Raw genomic sequence first — 14,666 nt, forward strand, 5'->3', positions numbered from 1 at the left:
GGGCGGCCCGGGAGACGGACCCCGGCGCCGAGGCGACCGGGGAGGCCGGAGCGGAGCCGGCGGCCGCCTCCGAGAGCACCGCGAAGGACGCCGGCACCGCAGCAGCTACGGCCGTGGGCGCGGACGAGGTCACCGCCACGGACCCCGCCGGCCGCACCCGCACGCACGACGGCGGGACCGGGACCACGCACGTGACCACGCACGACACCGAGGAGGGGGCGGCCGATGCGCTCGCCGAAACTGGCCGCGCTTGAGCTGAGGCGATTCGGCAGGGGCAGACTGCCGCGCGCCGCGCTCGTGGCGGTACTCCTGCTCCCGCTCCTCTACGGCGCTCTGTACCTGTGGTCGTTCTGGGACCCGTACAGCCGCCTCGACAGGATCCCCGTGGCGCTCGTCAACGACGACAGGGGCGCTACCGCCGCCGGGAAGAAGATCGCCGCGGGCGACGAGATCACCGAGGGCCTGCGCGAGAGCGACGTGTTCGACTGGCACGAGGTGAGCGCCCGGGACGCCCGCGAGGGCGTCGAGGACGGTACCTACTACCTGTCCCTGACCATGCCCGCCGACTTCAGCGAGCGCATCGCCTCCGCCTCCGGCGACGCTCCGGAGACCGGGGCGCTTGAGGTGCGGACGAACGACGCGAACAACTACATCGTCGGGCAGATATCCCGCACGGTCTTCGCCGAGGTGCGCAAGTCCGCGTCCAAGAACGCATCCCGCTCCTTCCTCGACAAGATCTTCATCTCGTTCTCCGACATCCACGACGCGACCGAGAAGGCCGCGAAGGGCGCCGACGAGCTGAAGGGCGGCATCGGCAAGGCGAAGGAGGGCTCCAAGGAACTCGCCGACGGCCTGAAGGACGCCAAGGACGGCAGCGGCAGGCTCGCCGGCGGCATCACCCGCCTCGACAACGGCGCCGAGAAGCTGGAGAAGGGCGCCCGTGAGGTCGCCGCAGGCACCCAGCGGCTGGCCGACAAGGTCAACGGCATCGCGGCCGACGTCCGGCCCTACATCAAGGACAAGGGCGCCACGATCGGCGAGCACGCGCGGTTCGTGGAGAACGGCGCCCGCGCCGCCCGCAGCCATCTCGACCTCCTCGTGACGACCGCCCCCGCCGCCGCGACCAAGGCGCACGACGCCGCCGACGAGGCGGCCGCGCTGCACAAGTCCCGCTGCGAGGACGCCGTCCTGCCCGACCCCGCCGTCTGCTCCGTGCTGGAGAAGGCCAAGACCGCGACGGCCGACTCCGCCGCGGTCGCCGACGACGTCGCCGAGCTGGTGCGGGACAACAGCGGCGAACTGGAGCAGCTCGACGCCCGGCTCGTCCGGATCCAGAAGATGGCCAAGGACCTCGCCGACCGCTCCCCCACCCTCGCGGACGACGTCGAGAAGGCCGTCGCGGACGTCAACCGGCTGAACTCCGGAGCGCACAAGGTCGCCAAGGGCGCGGGCGACCTCCACGAGGGCCTGGGGAGCGCGCGCACCGGGTCCACCGACCTCGACACCGGTGTGGGCAGGCTCAAGAGCGGTGCGCACGACCTCGACGGCGGCATGTTCAAGCTCGTCGACGGTTCGGGAGAGCTGGCCGGCGGGCTCAACGACGGCGTCGGCAAGATCCCCGACTACGGCAAGCAGGAGCGCGACCGCCGCACGGACGTGATGGCCGATCCGGTGCAGCTCGCGTCCCAGTCCCTGCACAAGGCGGACAACTACGGCACGGGCTTCGCCCCCTACTTCATCCCGCTCTCCCTCTGGGTGGGCGCCATGGTGGCGTACATGCTGATCCAGCCGCTCAACCGGCGCGCCCTCGCCGCAGGCGCCTCGGCCTGGCGGATCGCCGTCGCCGGCTGGCTGCCGGTCGCCGCGATCGGGCTGCTCCAGGTCGGCGCGCTGATGGCCGTGCTCCACTGGGGCCCGGGGCTGCGGATGGCCCGCGCCGCGGGGACGGTCGGCTTCCTCGCCCTGGTCGTGTGCTGCTTCGCCGCGATCATCCAGTGGCTCAACGCCCGCTTCGGCGCGGCCGGCCGCATCCTCGTGCTCGCGCTGCTGATGCTGCAGCTGACCTCGGCGGGCGGCACGTACCCCGTCCAGACGAGCCCGGCGTTCTTCAACGCCGTCCACCCCTTCCTGCCGATGACGTACGTGGTCGAGGCGCTGCGCCGGCTCATCACGGGCGGCGGCGTCGGACCGGTGTGGCAGGCCGCGGCCGTCCTCGCGGCGTTCACCGCCGGGGCGCTCGCCCTCACCGCCCTGTCGGCACGTCGCAAGCAGGTGTGGACGTTCGACCGTCTTCACCCCGAGCTGAGCCTGTGAGACGGGCGGACCTGTGAGAATCGGCACCATGAACAGCGGCAGCACCCGGAGACAGGCCACCCGCGCCAAGCTCTACGAGGCGGCGGTGACCCTCATCGCCGAACAGGGCTTCTCCGCCACCACGGTCGACGAGATCGCCGAGCGGGCCGGCGTCGCCAAGGGCACGGTCTACTACAACTTCAAGAGCAAGACCGAGCTCTTCGAGGAACTGCTGCGGTACGGGGTCGGTCTGCTGACCTCCTCGCTGCAGGAGGCCGCCGACGAGGCGGAGCGGCGGGGCGGTACCAAGATCGAGGCCCTGGACGGGATGATCCGGGCCGGCCTGGTCTTCATCGACCGCTACCCGGCCTTCACCCAGCTGTACGTCGCCGAGCTGTGGCGCACCAACCGCGCCTGGCAGTCGACGCTGATGGTGGTGCGTCAGCAGGCGGTCGCCGTCGTGGAGACCGTCCTCCGGGAAGGCGTCGAGCGCGGCGAGCTGAGCGAGGAGATCGACATTCCGCTGACCGCGGCCGCGCTGGTCGGGATGGTGCTGGTGGCGGCGCTCGACTGGCAGGCGTTCCAGCGGGAGCGGTCGATCGACGACGTGCACGCGGCCCTCTCCCGGTTGCTCCACGGGCGGGTCGGCGGCTGCTGACGCTCATGCCCCCACTCGGTCACGGGCGCTCCCTGCAGCGGTGACCGCAGCGCCCGCCGAGGGCACCGGGCGCACGAACGACGAGTGCCGGTGCGGCGAAGCTCGATCCCCCCGAGCTTCGCCGCACCGGCGATCCCCCCGTCGTCGCCCCGTCCCCGTACCGCTGTTCCCCCGGGTCCGGGCAACCCCCGTTCGCAGGTGCGCCGCGCCGTTCCGCCGCCCCGTGCCGGCGGTGCCGGCGCCGCGCCCCTCCGTGGCCTCCACTCTTCCGTCCGCGCCGGTCGGGCCCCATCCGCGCGGCTACTCATCTCCCGCACTAGGTACGGATACTCAGAGGCCCGCGCTCATCCCCAGGCGCTCCGGTTGCGGGCAGGTCACGACCGCGTCCGGGTCCACCCGGTGGCGGCGGTCATCACGGCACGCGCTCGTGCCGGGGCCGGTGGGTCCCCCGCCTCGCGGGTCCGCCGTCCCCTGCGGGGACCGCCGCCCCGGTGGCTGTCGGACGCTGCCGATACAGTCCCTGACATGGCACGGATTGTGGTGATGGGCGCCGGGATGGGCGCCATGGCGGCGGCCGCCCGGCTGGCCGTGGCGGGCCACCGGGTGACGGTGTTCGAGCGGACGGGCACGTACGGCGGCGCGGTGCGCCGGTTCGAGCGTGCCGGATTCGCCTTCGACACCGGGCCCGGTCTGCTCCATCTGCCCGCCGTCTGGCGGGACTTCTTCGTGAAGACCGGCAAGGAGCCGCTGGAGGAGTGCGTGGAACTGGTCCAGGTGGACCCGGCGAGCCGTCATCTCTTCGCGGACGGCACGGCCGTGACCCTGCCGAACGCCTCGCGTGCGGGTGTCGTCTCGGCGCTGGACGGGGCTCTCGGCGGCGGAGCGGGCGAGCGCTGGGGCGATTTCCTGGTGCGTGCGCGGGATGCCTGGGACCGTTCGCGGCGCCCGCTGCTGGAGGAACCGCTCCCCGCGGAGACCTCCCGCTTCGCCCGGGACCCGTACCCGGCGCTCAAGGGCGGCCTGTTGCGCCGCCCGGCTCGCACCCTGGCCGAGGTGGGCCGGCGTGAGCTGCGGGATGCGCGGCTGGCGGCGCTGCTGGAGAGCCACGCCCTGGCGTACGGCTTCGACCCCGCCACCGCGCCCGCGGCGGCCGCCGTCCTGCCCTACATGGAGCAGACCTTCGGCACTTGGTACGTGCGGGGCGGGATGCGGGCCCTCGCGGACGCGGTCCACGAGCGGTGCCTCGCACGGGGGGTGGAGTTCGTCCTCGGCACCGAGGTGACGGAGGTACGGATCGAGGACGGCCGGGCGGTCGGCGTGGAGCTGGCCGACGGCGGCACGGCCGAGGCCGACCATGTGGTCGTGGGCGCACCCGTGCCCGCGCTGTACCGGGACCAGATCCTGCCGTGGGCCTCCCAGGACGAGTGGCCGCACCACCAGTCGGCTGTGCGGACCGGCCGGTTCACCGTCTGCCTGGCACTGCGCGGCACCCGTGCTGCGGACGCGGCGCACCGGACGGTGGTGCACTCGCCCGACCGGGCCGGGGAGTCGGCGGCGCTGGCCGCGGGACGGCTGTGCGAGCGTCCGACGGTCGTGGTGCTGCGGCCCGACGACGAGCGACTGCGGCCCGGCGACCACGAGGCGGTCACGGTGACCGCGACCGTGCCCGCCGGGACCGGCGACCGGATGCCGGACCTCCCCTGGGGCGAGCACGCCACGGGCGGGGACGCCGAGGGCGTGGAGGCGTTCGCGGACCGGATGACGGCGGCCGCGGAGGCGGCCGTTCCCGGTCTCCGGGAGCGGCTTCTGTGGCGCGAGGTGCGCACACCCGCCGACACCCTCCGGGAGACGGGCACGCCCCGGGTGCCCGGACCGGCACTGGCCGGAGCGGGCGGAGCACTGCTGCCCGCGGCGAACGTCTCACCGGTGCCGGGGGTGTACTTCGCGGGCGGCTGGTCGCATCCCGGCGGCGGACTCGCGCACAGCGGGATGTCGGGCGCGCTGGTGGCCGGCCTCATCGTGGAGGGCGCGGACTTCCGCGGTTCGCAGTGAGCTGATCCGGGCCTCGCGTCGCCGGAGGGCCGCGCTCTCCGGGGCGACCGCGGGCGTCGAAGGCCCCGCCGTGCGGTTCCGTGTCGCGGCGGGGACCGGGCGGCGGCGGAACGTGCGCCACCTGTCCCGAACGGCCCGCTCCGGGCCGTTCACCGCGCCGGAGCGCTCGGAGGTCGGGGCGCCGGCGACCGGTCCCGGCCCCGCGTCCCGGAGTTCCCAGGGTCCGGCTGCACTCCCCGACCTGCCCCGGGACACGGGTGGTCCAGCGGGCGCGGGAGTCTCAGTAGCGGTAGGTCTGGCCGTTGGGGTCGTTCTGGTGGCCCTGGTCGTAGCCGTACTGCGAGGGCTGCTCCGCCGGCGGCGGGGCCTGGTCCCCGTCGCGCTGGAGCGGCACCCACACACCGCCCGGCGGCGTCTCGTGGTAACCCTGCGGCGCGTACGGGTCGGCGTACTGCTGCTGGCCGCCGTAGCTCTCGTACGAGCCGTAGCCCTGCGTTCCGCCGCCGGCGTAAGGGTCGGACCAGGCGGCGTACTGCTGCTGCCCGCCGCCGGTGTCGTAGTCGTACGACCCCGCGTACGCGTCATGGGTCCCCGCCGGCTGCTGGTATTCGTGGCCCTGCGCGTAGGCGTCGGCGTAGCCGGTGGAGTAGCCGCCGTAGTGGGATTCCTCGCCGGCCTGGGTGTGGTCCGCCGTGTGGGCCGCGTCGGAGTAGACGCCGTACTGCCCGGTGTCCTCCGGGAGCGGCTGCGGCTCGTAGACGGCTGTGGTCTCGGCGGACGGGGAATCGTCCTGGTCGGGACCGGACGGACGGGGACGGCCGGCGGCGTCGTAGGGGTCCTCGTAGTCGATGCCCGTCACCTCCAGCACGGGGTCACGGTCGACGGGGGCGGCGGACCTCCGGCGGCGGCTGGAACCCGGACTGCCGCCCAGCGCCCAGCCCGTGGAGAAGCCGCGCCGGAAGGAGAGCGTGACGTACGTCTGGCCGACCGCGAAGGCCGCCGCACCGACGCCGATCACGATGACGTTCGGCATCAGCACACCGACGACCACGCCCAGGAAGCCGACGAAGGCGACCAGGCGCCAGCGCAGCCGCGCCTTGTACTGCAGCAGCACCTCGCCGAGCAGCCACAGCGCGACAATGCCGAACGCGATGTAGAGCACCGTCCAGCCCATGCCCGCCCCTCTCCTGCGGCCTTCCGCCCGGGGTTGCGGCGGGTGCGGCCGTTCACGTCTGCTGGTGCAGCCCGAGATTCTCGTAGATTTCGAGCGTCGCGGTGGAGTTGTTGAGCGTGATGAAGTGCAACCCGGGGACGCCCTCCGAGAGCAGCCGTGCGCAGAACTCCGTCGCGAACTCGATACCGATGGAGCGTACAGCGGCGGGGTCGTCCGCGACGGCGCGGATCCTCTGTTCGAGTTCGGCGGGGAACGACGCGTTGCTGAGCTGCGCGAACCGTTCGATCTGCTTCACGCTGGTGACGGGCATGATCTCAGGGATGATCGGGGTCTCGCAGCCCGCCTCCGCGACGCTGTCGCGCAGCCGCAGATAGTCCTCAACGCGGAAGAACATCTGGGTGATCGCGTAGTCCGCGCCGGCGCGGCACTTGTCCACGAAGTGCCCGATGTCCGTCTCCCAGTCGCTGGAGCGGGGGTGCATCTCGGGGAAGGCCGCCACGCCGACGCAGAAGTCGCCCGACTCCTTGATCAGCCGGACGAGCTCCGCCGCGTACCGCACGCCCTTGGGATGCTCGACCCACTCGCCCATCGGGTCGCCGGGCGGGTCGCCGCGGACGGCCAGGATGTTCCTGATCCCGGCGTCCGCGTACTGGCCGATCATATTGCGCAGCTCCGCGACGGAGTGGTTGACCGCGGTGAGGTGCGCGACCGGGGTGAGCGTGGTGTCGGCGGCGATCTGCTGGGTCGCCTTGACCGTGCCCGCGCGGGTGGATCCCCCTGCTCCGTAGGTCACCGAGACGAAGTTGGGCTGTACCGCCTCGACACGCCGCAACGCGTTCCAGAGGTTCCGTTCGCCCTTCTCCGTCTTGGGCGCCCAGAACTCGAAGGAGTACGAGGTCTTGTCGGTGGCGAGCAGCTCGCGCACGGTGCGTGCGCGATCGGTCCGGGTGGAAGCTGTGCCGAGGGCCATAGTCGCAGGTTATCCACGGGGCAGCGGTCTCCCAACCGGATTCCACCCATCGGACACCTATCGCTCATGAAACGGCCTGCTGCGCGTGGGCCCGTATCCGCTCGGCGAGACGGGCGGCGGCCTCGGCGGGGTCGTCGGCCTCCGTGATCGCCCGGACGACGACGACCCGGCGGGCGCCCGCCTCCAGCACCTCGTCGAGGTTGCCGGAGTCGATCCCGCCGATCGCGAACCAGGGGCGGGCCTGGCCGAGCGAGGCCGTGTACCGCACCAGGTCGAGGCCGGGGGCCGGTCGGCCCGGCTTGGTGGGCGTGGGCCAGCAGGGGCCGGTGCAGAAATAGTCGACACCGGGCTCGGCGGCCGCCGCGTCGACCTCCTCCCGGGCGTGCGTGGAGCGCCCGATCAGCACCCCGGTGCCGAGGACCGCCCGTGCCGCGGGCACGGGCAGGTCGCCCTGGCCGAGGTGCAGCACGTCCGAGCCGGCGGCATGGGCGACATCGGCCCGGTCGTTGACCGCGAGCAGCTTCCCGTGGCGGCGACAGGCGTCGGCGAACACGGCGAGGTGCTCCAGCTCCTCGCCGGCCTCCATGCCCTTGTCGCGCAGTTGCACGATGTCCACCCCGGAGGAGAGGACGGCGTCCAGGAACTCCGGCAGGTCGCCCTGGCGTCTGCGGGCGTCCGTGCAGAGGTAGAGCCGGGCGTCGGACAGCGCGGCTCGGGATGCGGACATGGGTGGTACCCCCCCGGGGTGGGTCGGCGGTGTGCGCGCCGGGTGCCGGACGGTCCGGGTCCGGTGCGCGCACCGCATCAGGATCGGTACGGCGGAAGGCGGCGACGTGCTCGGGACGTCGTCAGACGGCGAGCGCCTGGGCCCGGCGCTTCACCTCCGTGCCGCGATTCTCGCTGAGTGCCTCCGCGGGGGTCCCCGGCAGGGTGGGGTCCGGAGTGAAGAGCCACTCCAGCATCTCCTCGTCGGTGAAGCCGTCGTCCTTCAGGAGCGTCAGGGTGCCGGAGAGGCCCTTGACCACCTTGCCGCCCTTGATGAAGGCGGCAGGGACCTGGAGCGTCCGGTTCTCACCCCGGCGCACGGCGATCAGCTGACCCTCCTTGACCAGCTGCCGTACGCGCGTCACCTCGACATCGAGCTTTTCCGCGACGTCGGGCAGGTGGAGCCAGGCAGGGACGAGAGCATCGATCTTTGCGTCAATCTCGGTCACGTGACCAAGCGTGCCATCCCGGACCGACAGTCGGTAGCCGGGCCCGGTCCGGCTGCGGCCTTCAGAGGGACACGGGCCACCTGACCGCCACCCCGGGAGTGCTTCGGGAGCCCCGGGAGTCGTCCCGGGAGTTCTTCGGGAGGCCCGGGAGTCGTCCCGCCGGGGCTCGGGGCACGCCGCCCGCTCGGCAGCGGCGGTCGGAGGTCACAGCACGGCGGCCTTCAGGGGGACGGCCGGGTCGGCGGCGCGCTCGGCGTCGACGCGGGCGCCGACCTCGATGAGTCTGCGCCCCTGGGCCAGGTCCCGGGGCCTGCCGACCGTCAGCAGGGCCACCAGGGCCCCGTCCCGCAGCCACAGCACCGACCAGGAGTCACCCCCCGGGTCGCCCCGGCGCACGAGCGCGTCGGCCGCGCCGTGATGCCCGGCGTACTGGACGAACCGGCCGAACTGCTCCGACCAGAAGTACGGCACCGGGTCGTAGATCTCCCCCGGCTCGGTCCCCTCGCCCGTGTCCGCGCCGACGATGTTGGCCGCGACCGTACGGGGGCCCTGGAGCGCGTTGTCCCAGTGGTGGACGAGCATGCGCCGTCCGTAGCGGCCGGACGGGAAGGAGGCGCAGTCCCCGACCGCGTACACGTCCGGCAGCGAGGTGCGCAGCCGCTCGTCGGCGGTGACCGAGCCGTCGGGGCCCAGGCCGATGCCGGAACCGGCGAGCCAGCGGGTCGCCGGCCGGGCGCCGATGCCGACGACGACGGCGTCCGCGGGCAGCCGCCGGCCCCCTTCGAGGACCACGGTGCCCGGCTCGACGGCCGCGACCCGCGCGCCGGTGAGCAGTTCGGCGCCGGCCTCGGCGTACCACGTGGCCATCGGGGCGGTGACCTCGGCCGGCAGCGCTCCCGGCAGCGGGCGGTCGGCGGCCTCGACGACGACGGCCTCGCAGCCCGCCTCGCGCGCTGCGGTGGCGAACTCGGCGCCGATCCAGCCCGCGCCGACGACCACGATGCGGTGGCGTCGCTCCAGCACCGGGCGGAGACGCTCCGCGTCGTCGAGGGTGCGCAGCAGATGGACCCCGGGGACGCCCTCCGCGCCGGGGAGGGTGACCGGCTCCGCTCCGGTGGCGATGACGAGGACGTCGTACGGGACGGGCCCGGCGGGCGTGTCCAGCTCGTGCTCCCCGGGGCGCAGGCCCGTGACCTCCAGGCCCAGCCGGAGTTCGACGTCGAGCGCGTCGAAGTCGACGTCGAAGGCGGAGTCCTCGGCCTTCCCGAGCAGCACGGCCTTGGACAGCGGGGGCCGGTCGTAGGGCTGGTGCGGTTCGGCGCCGATGAGTCCGATGCCGCCGGTGAAGCCCTGTTCGCGCAGGGCCACGGCGGTCTGCACACCGGCCATGCCCGCCCCGACGATGACGACTCGGCGGCTCGGCGCCGTCTGCTCGCTCTCAGTCACCCGGCCACCCTAACCACCTGACGACATGTCAGGAAGGCAGCTGCTCCACGACGCTCGTGCCGCACCCCTGACGGGACTCCCACTCCCAGGTCTCCTCGAGCCGCACCCGACCGTCGGGGAGGTCGACGACGGTGGACGCGCAGTGCCCGGAGGATGTCGTCCCGTCCTGGCCGAGCTGGACGTAGCGGAAGTCCAGGCGGTCCCCCTCGCGGGTACCGACGAGACGGCCGCGGACGACGTCGCCGCCGGCGTACTCGGCCCAGATCCGGCCCCCGTCCTCGTGGTACGTGAACCTGGTCCGGGTGCCGACCTGGCCGGGCGACTGGTCGGCGACCGGGGCGAGGACGAGTCCGTCGAGCGAACGGGCCACGGCGGCGGCTCCCTTACCGGGGGTTGGCGACGAGAGTTAGGGTGGCCACCGTACTGCTACTCGCGGGAGCCCGGAGCACCGGGCTGAGAGGGAGGCTGAGGCGGCCTCCGACCGTACGAACCTGATCCGGGTCATGCCGGCGAAGGGAGGGTCCGGACGCGCATGCATCCAGGACAATCACCAGGACATTCCCCAGGACGCACCACGGACGTCCTCGTCGTCGGGGGCGGCGTCATCGGCCTCGTGACCGCGTGGCGGGCGGCGCAGCGCGGACTACGGACCGCGCTCGCCGACCCCGAGCCGGGCGGCGGGGCGGCACAGGTCGCGGCGGGCATGCTGGCGGCCGTCACGGAGCTCCACTACGGCGAGGAGACGTTGCTCGGGCTGAACCTCGCCTCCGCGGAACGCTATCCGCGGTTCGTGGCGGAGCTCGAGGAGGCGAGCGGCGAGGACACCGGGTACCGCTCCTGCGGGACGCTCGCCGTGGCCCTCGACGCGGACGACCGGGCACATCTGCGCGAACTGCACGCGTTGCAGCGGCGCTTCGGGCTGGATTCCGAGTGGCTCTCCGGCCGGGAGTGCCGGCGACTTGAGCCCATGCTGGCACCGGGCCTGCGGGGCGGGCTGCGGGTGGACGGCGACCACCAGATCGATCCCCGGCGGCTGGCCAGGGCGCTCGTGGTGGCCTGCGAACGCGCAGGGGTGGTGTTCCACCGGCGGTGGGCGGAGCGGCTGTCGGTGGTACGGGGCCGGGCGGCCGGGGCCGTGCTGGCCGGCGGCGACGAGATCCCGGCCGGCCAGGTCGTACTGGCCGCGGGCAGTCTCAGCGGCCGGCTCCGGGGCGTGCCCACGGCGGCGCTCCCCCCGGTGCGCCCGGTCAAGGGCCAGGTGCTGCGGCTGACGGTGCCGCCCGCCTACGCCCCCTTTCTGTCACGCACGGTCCGGGCCGTGGTGCGCGGCAGCCAGGTCTACCTCGTGCCGCGCGAGAACGGCGAGCTGGTGGTGGGCGCGACCAGCGAGGAGCTCGGCTGGGACACCACGGTCACGGCGGGCGGCGTGTACCAGCTGCTGCGCGACGCGCACGAGCTGGTGCCCGGCATCACCGAACTGCCGCTGACCGAGACCCGGGCGGGACTGCGCCCCGGCTCGCCCGACAACGCCCCGGTGCTGGGTCCCGCGGAGCTGCCGGGTCTGCTTCTCGCCACCGGCCACTACCGCAACGGCGTCCTGCTCACCCCGGTGACCGGCGACGTCATGGCGCACGCCCTGCTCACCGGTGAACTGCCGGACGAGGCACGGGCCTTCACCCCAAGCCGTTTCTCCCCCGCCCAGCAGGAGGTGCCCGCATGACCGCGCCCACGCACACCGTGTCCGTCAACGGCCGGCCGCGCGACGTCGCGGCCGGCACCACGCTCGACGTGCTGGTGGCCACGCTCACCGTCGCGCCCTCCGGGGTCGCGGCCGCCGTCAACGAGAGCGTCGTCCCCCGTGGCGAGTGGCCGGGGACGCTGCTCGACGAGGGCGATCGCGTCGAGGTGCTCACCGCGGTTCAGGGAGGCTGACGGCATGGCCGACGACCGCTTCGTACTCGGCGGGACGGAGTTCTCGTCCCGGCTGATCATGGGGACGGGCGGGGCGCCCAGCCTCGACGTGCTGGAGCGCGCGCTGGTCGCCAGCGGCACGGAGATGACCACGGTCGCGATGCGCCGCCTCGACCCGACCGTGCAGGGCTCGGTGTTGTCCGTGCTGGACCGCCTGGGCATCCGGGTGCTGCCGAACACCGCGGGCTGCTTCACCGCGGGCGAGGCCGTGCTCACCGCACGGCTCGCCCGGGAGGCGCTCGGCACGTCCTGGATCAAGCTGGAGGTGGTGGCGGACGAACGGACGCTGCTGCCCGATCCGGTCGAGCTGCTCGACGCGGCGGAGGTGCTGGTGGAGGACGGCTTCATCGTGCTGCCCTACACCAACGACGACCCCGTGCTTGCGCGGAGGCTGGAGGACGTGGGCTGCGCGGCGATCATGCCGCTCGGCTCTCCGATCGGCTCCGGGCTGGGCATCCGCAACCCGCACAACTTCCGGCTGATCACCGAGCGCGCCCGGGTGCCGGTGATCCTGGACGCGGGCGCCGGCACGGCGTCGGACGCGGCACTGGCGATGGAGCTGGGGTGCTCGGCGGTGATGCTGGCCTCCGCCGTCACCCGGGCGCAGGAACCGGTCGTGATGGCGGAGGCCATGCGGCACGCGGTCGAGGCGGGCAGGCTGGCCCACCGGGCGGGCCGTATCCCGCGGCGGCACTTCGCCGAGGCCTCGTCCCCCGTCGAGGGACGGGCGGCGCTGGATCCGGAGCGCCCTGCCTTCGGGTGACGGCGCCCGGCCCCGCGGACGACGCCCTCTCTTCGATGACGCACGTCACAGGTGCGCTGCAGCCCCGGCCGGGGGGCCGGGGCCGGGTGTCCGGGCTCGTAGACTCGCCTGCGTGGATACGACCCTTCAGGACCCCCTCGTCGGGCGGGTGCTCGACGGCCGCTACCGCGTCGACGCGCGTATCGCCGTCGGCGGGATGGCCACGGTCTACCGGGCCGTGGACACCCGGCTCGACCGGGTGCTCGCCCTCAAGGTGATGCACCCGGCGCTCGCGGCGGACGCCTCGTTCGTCGAGCGCTTCATCCGCGAGGCGAAGTCGGTGGCCCGGCTGTCCCACCCCAACGTCGTCGGGGTGTACGACCAGGGAGCCGAGGGCGCGTACGTCTACCTGGCGATGGAGTACGTCGCCGGGTGCACGCTCCGCGACGTGCTGCGGGAGCGGGGCGCGCTCCGCCCGCGGGCGGCCCTCGACATCCTGGAGCCCGTGCTGGCCGCGCTGGGCGCCGCGCACCGGGCCGGGTTCGTCCACCGGGACATGAAGCCCGAGAACGTCCTGATCGGCGACGACGGGCGGGTCAAGGTCGCCGACTTCGGCCTGGTCCGGGCCGTGGGCTCGGTGACCAGCACCACGGGATCGCTGCTCGGGACCGTCTCCTACCTCGCGCCGGAGCAGATCGAGTCCGGCACGGCGGACACCCGCGCCGACGTGTACGCCTGCGGTGTCGTGCTCTACGAGATGCTCACCGGCGGCAAGCCGCACTCCGGCGACACCCCGGCCCAGGTGCTCTACCGGCACCTCAACGAGGACGTGCCACCACCGTCGGCCGCCGTCCCCGGGCTCGCCCCGGAACTGGACGGCCTGGTGGCCCTCGCCACCGCCCGGGACCCGGAGTCGCGTCCCCACGACGCCGTCGCCCTGCTCGGCCGGACCCGCGAGGCCCGTGCCGGGCTCGGCGAGGACCAGCTCGACGCCGTACCGCCGCAGGCAAGGACGCCGGGCGCGGAGTCGTCCGCCGGTTCCGAGGACCGGACGAGCGTGATCGCGCGGCCGCTGCCCACCGGCGAGTCCGCCGACCGGACGAGCCGGCTGGAGATGCCGCCCGCCGGTCCCCCGCCGTCCCGTCCGGCCGGGCGGCGGCCGGCGGCCCCGCGCCGGGGGTTGCTCGCCGCCGTCGTCGCCGTGCTGCTGGTCCTCGGTGCCGGGGCGGGCGTCTGGTACATCAATTCCGGCCAGTTCACCCGCGTGCCCACCGTCCTCGGCCAGAGCGAGGCCGCGGCGAAGCAGCGGCTGTCCGCCGCCGGTCTGGACGTCGAGGCCGTCAGAAAGGGCTTCAGCGACGCCTACGACCGGGGCACCGTCATGGACGTGGACCCCGACCCCGGGCAGCGCATCCGCCACAACGGCTCGGTCACGCTCGTCATCTCGCGCGGCCCCGAGATCGTCAAGGTCCCGGAGCTGGAGGGCCTGAAGCTCGCCGACGCCAGAAGCACCCTCCGCAAGGCAGGTCTCGCCCCGGGCGTGATCACCAGGGAGTTCAGCGACGAGGCCGCCCAGGGCACGGTGATCGGTTCCGACCCGGCCGCGGGCACCGAGCGCCGTCCGGACTCCGCGGTCGCGCTCGTCGTCAGCAAGGGCGCCCCGGTCGACGTCCCGGACGTCACCGGTGACTCCGTCGGGGACGCCACGAGCACGCTGGAGGACGCCGGGTTGAAGGTGCAGGTGGCGCCGGAGCGGATCCACTCCCCCCAGGAGGCGGGGACCGTCGCCCGGCAGTCGCCCGCCGAGGGCTCACAGGCCGCCGGCGGCGACACCGTCACCCTCACGGTCTCCAAGGGACCGCGAATGGTCGAGGTCCCCGACGTCACCGGGGACTCGCTGGACGACGCCCGGCGCGAACTCCAGGAGGCGGGCTTCGAGGTCAAGGTGGAGCGGGCCTTCCCGTTCCTCGGCGACACCGTCGAGCGCCAGTCCGTCGAGGGCGGCGAGCAGGCGGCCGAGGGCAGCACGATCACGATCACGACCAAGGGGCTCTAGTTGTATTGCCCTGTGAGGTTGGGGACGCGGGTGGCGGGTGGTTGGCCTTTCAGCGCGGTGTGTCCGCGGTGGTGATTGTAGGTGTGCAGCC

The 14,666-nt window shown here is 73.7% G+C and carries 13 protein-coding genes and 1 riboswitch; of the genes, 7 read left to right on the forward strand and 6 right to left on the reverse strand.

Annotated elements, in window-relative coordinates; genetic code table 11:
- Nucleotides 1-225: 225 nt before the first annotated feature.
- The 3 genes from AB0J10_RS30555 (at nucleotide 226) to AB0J10_RS30565 (ending at nucleotide 5,002) form a co-directional block, all read left to right on the forward strand.
- Nucleotides 226-2,313 (forward strand): YhgE/Pip domain-containing protein, encoded by a 2,088-nt coding sequence (locus AB0J10_RS30555; protein WP_363066138.1) that lies wholly within the window; start codon nucleotides 226-228, stop codon nucleotides 2,311-2,313.
- A 28-nt stretch (nucleotides 2,314-2,341) separates the two neighbouring features.
- Nucleotides 2,342-2,950 carry a TetR/AcrR family transcriptional regulator gene (locus AB0J10_RS30560; protein WP_363066140.1) on the forward strand — a complete coding sequence of 203 codons (609 nt, stop codon included), beginning with the start codon at nucleotides 2,342-2,344 and terminating at the stop codon, nucleotides 2,948-2,950.
- Nucleotides 2,951-3,475: 525 nt separating this feature from the next.
- Complete coding sequence (locus AB0J10_RS30565; protein ID WP_363066142.1) at nucleotides 3,476-5,002, forward strand: NAD(P)/FAD-dependent oxidoreductase; 1,527 nt, start codon at nucleotides 3,476-3,478, stop codon at nucleotides 5,000-5,002.
- 280 nt (nucleotides 5,003-5,282) lie between these two features.
- On the opposite strand, the gene AB0J10_RS30570 is transcribed toward AB0J10_RS30565, so the two are convergent.
- From AB0J10_RS30570 to AB0J10_RS30595, 6 genes are all read right to left on the reverse strand, one after another.
- Nucleotides 5,283-6,176 carry a hypothetical protein gene (locus AB0J10_RS30570; protein ID WP_363066144.1) on the reverse strand — a complete coding sequence of 298 codons (894 nt, stop codon included), beginning with the start codon at nucleotides 6,174-6,176 and terminating at the stop codon, nucleotides 5,283-5,285.
- 52 nt (nucleotides 6,177-6,228) lie between these two features.
- The gene (gene metF, locus AB0J10_RS30575; protein ID WP_363066146.1) at nucleotides 6,229-7,146 is read right to left on the reverse strand and encodes a methylenetetrahydrofolate reductase [NAD(P)H]; all 918 of its coding nucleotides are present in this window, start codon (nucleotides 7,144-7,146) and stop codon (nucleotides 6,229-6,231) included.
- A 64-nt stretch (nucleotides 7,147-7,210) separates the two neighbouring features.
- Nucleotides 7,211-7,873 carry a thiamine phosphate synthase gene (thiE, locus tag AB0J10_RS30580; RefSeq protein ID WP_363066148.1) on the reverse strand — a complete coding sequence of 221 codons (663 nt, stop codon included), beginning with the start codon at nucleotides 7,871-7,873 and terminating at the stop codon, nucleotides 7,211-7,213.
- Nucleotides 7,874-7,994: 121 nt separating this feature from the next.
- A complete protein-coding gene (locus AB0J10_RS30585; protein WP_093653294.1) occupies nucleotides 7,995-8,360 on the reverse strand; it encodes an Rv2175c family DNA-binding protein in 366 nt (121 codons plus the stop codon).
- Between the two features lie 204 nt (nucleotides 8,361-8,564).
- Nucleotides 8,565-9,749 (reverse strand): FAD-dependent oxidoreductase, encoded by a 1,185-nt coding sequence (locus tag AB0J10_RS30590; RefSeq protein WP_363066160.1) that lies wholly within the window; start codon nucleotides 9,747-9,749, stop codon nucleotides 8,565-8,567.
- Nucleotides 9,750-9,834: 85 nt separating this feature from the next.
- Nucleotides 9,835-10,176, reverse strand: a complete 342-nt coding sequence (locus AB0J10_RS30595) for a hypothetical protein (protein ID WP_363066150.1) — start codon at nucleotides 10,174-10,176, stop codon at nucleotides 9,835-9,837.
- A gap of 52 nt (nucleotides 10,177-10,228) precedes the next feature.
- Nucleotides 10,229-10,341, forward strand: a riboswitch (TPP riboswitch).
- On the opposite strand from AB0J10_RS30595, the gene thiO reads away from it, so the two are divergent.
- From thiO to pknB, 4 genes are all read left to right on the forward strand, one after another.
- Nucleotides 10,339-11,526 (forward strand): glycine oxidase ThiO, encoded by a 1,188-nt coding sequence (gene thiO, locus AB0J10_RS30600; RefSeq protein WP_363066152.1) that lies wholly within the window; start codon nucleotides 10,339-10,341, stop codon nucleotides 11,524-11,526. It overlaps the preceding riboswitch by 3 nt.
- Nucleotides 11,523-11,738 (forward strand): sulfur carrier protein ThiS, encoded by a 216-nt coding sequence (thiS, locus tag AB0J10_RS30605; RefSeq protein ID WP_363066154.1) that lies wholly within the window; start codon nucleotides 11,523-11,525, stop codon nucleotides 11,736-11,738. The genes thiO and thiS overlap by 4 nt, the downstream gene beginning before the upstream one ends.
- 4 nt (nucleotides 11,739-11,742) lie before the next feature.
- A complete protein-coding gene (locus AB0J10_RS30610) occupies nucleotides 11,743-12,540 on the forward strand; it encodes a thiazole synthase (RefSeq protein ID WP_363066156.1) in 798 nt (265 codons plus the stop codon).
- A gap of 112 nt (nucleotides 12,541-12,652) precedes the next feature.
- Nucleotides 12,653-14,575, forward strand: coding sequence for a Stk1 family PASTA domain-containing Ser/Thr kinase (pknB, locus tag AB0J10_RS30615; RefSeq protein ID WP_363066157.1), 1,923 nt, complete (start codon nucleotides 12,653-12,655; stop codon nucleotides 14,573-14,575).
- The last annotated feature ends 91 nt before the right edge of the window (nucleotides 14,576-14,666 follow it).

Source organism: Streptomyces sp. NPDC049887, from assembly GCF_040656535.1.
In the GTDB taxonomy this organism is placed as follows: domain Bacteria; phylum Actinomycetota; class Actinomycetes; order Streptomycetales; family Streptomycetaceae; genus Streptomyces.

What these genes read in the sequence shown, in the direction of transcription:
- AB0J10_RS30560 (WP_363066140.1), top strand. Translation starts at nt 2,342, where the DNA reads ATGAACAGCGGCAGCACCCGGAGACAGGCCACCCGCGCCAAGCTCTAC.
- AB0J10_RS30610 (WP_363066156.1), top strand. Translation starts at nt 11,743, where the DNA reads ATGGCCGACGACCGCTTCGTACTCGGCGGGACGGAGTTCTCGTCCCGG.
- thiO (WP_363066152.1), top strand. Translation starts at nt 10,339, where the DNA reads ATGCATCCAGGACAATCACCAGGACATTCCCCAGGACGCACCACGGAC.
- AB0J10_RS30565 (WP_363066142.1), top strand. Translation starts at nt 3,476, where the DNA reads ATGGCACGGATTGTGGTGATGGGCGCCGGGATGGGCGCCATGGCGGCG.
- AB0J10_RS30590 (WP_363066160.1), bottom strand. Translation starts at nt 9,749, where the DNA reads ATGGCCGGTGTGCAGACCGCCGTGGCCCTGCGCGAACAGGGCTTCACC.
- metF (WP_363066146.1), bottom strand. Translation starts at nt 7,146, where the DNA reads ATGGCCCTCGGCACAGCTTCCACCCGGACCGATCGCGCACGCACCGTG.
- thiS (WP_363066154.1), top strand. Translation starts at nt 11,523, where the DNA reads ATGACCGCGCCCACGCACACCGTGTCCGTCAACGGCCGGCCGCGCGAC.
- AB0J10_RS30555 (WP_363066138.1), top strand. Translation starts at nt 226, where the DNA reads ATGCGCTCGCCGAAACTGGCCGCGCTTGAGCTGAGGCGATTCGGCAGG.
- AB0J10_RS30570 (WP_363066144.1), bottom strand. Translation starts at nt 6,176, where the DNA reads ATGGGCTGGACGGTGCTCTACATCGCGTTCGGCATTGTCGCGCTGTGG.
- thiE (WP_363066148.1), bottom strand. Translation starts at nt 7,873, where the DNA reads ATGTCCGCATCCCGAGCCGCGCTGTCCGACGCCCGGCTCTACCTCTGC.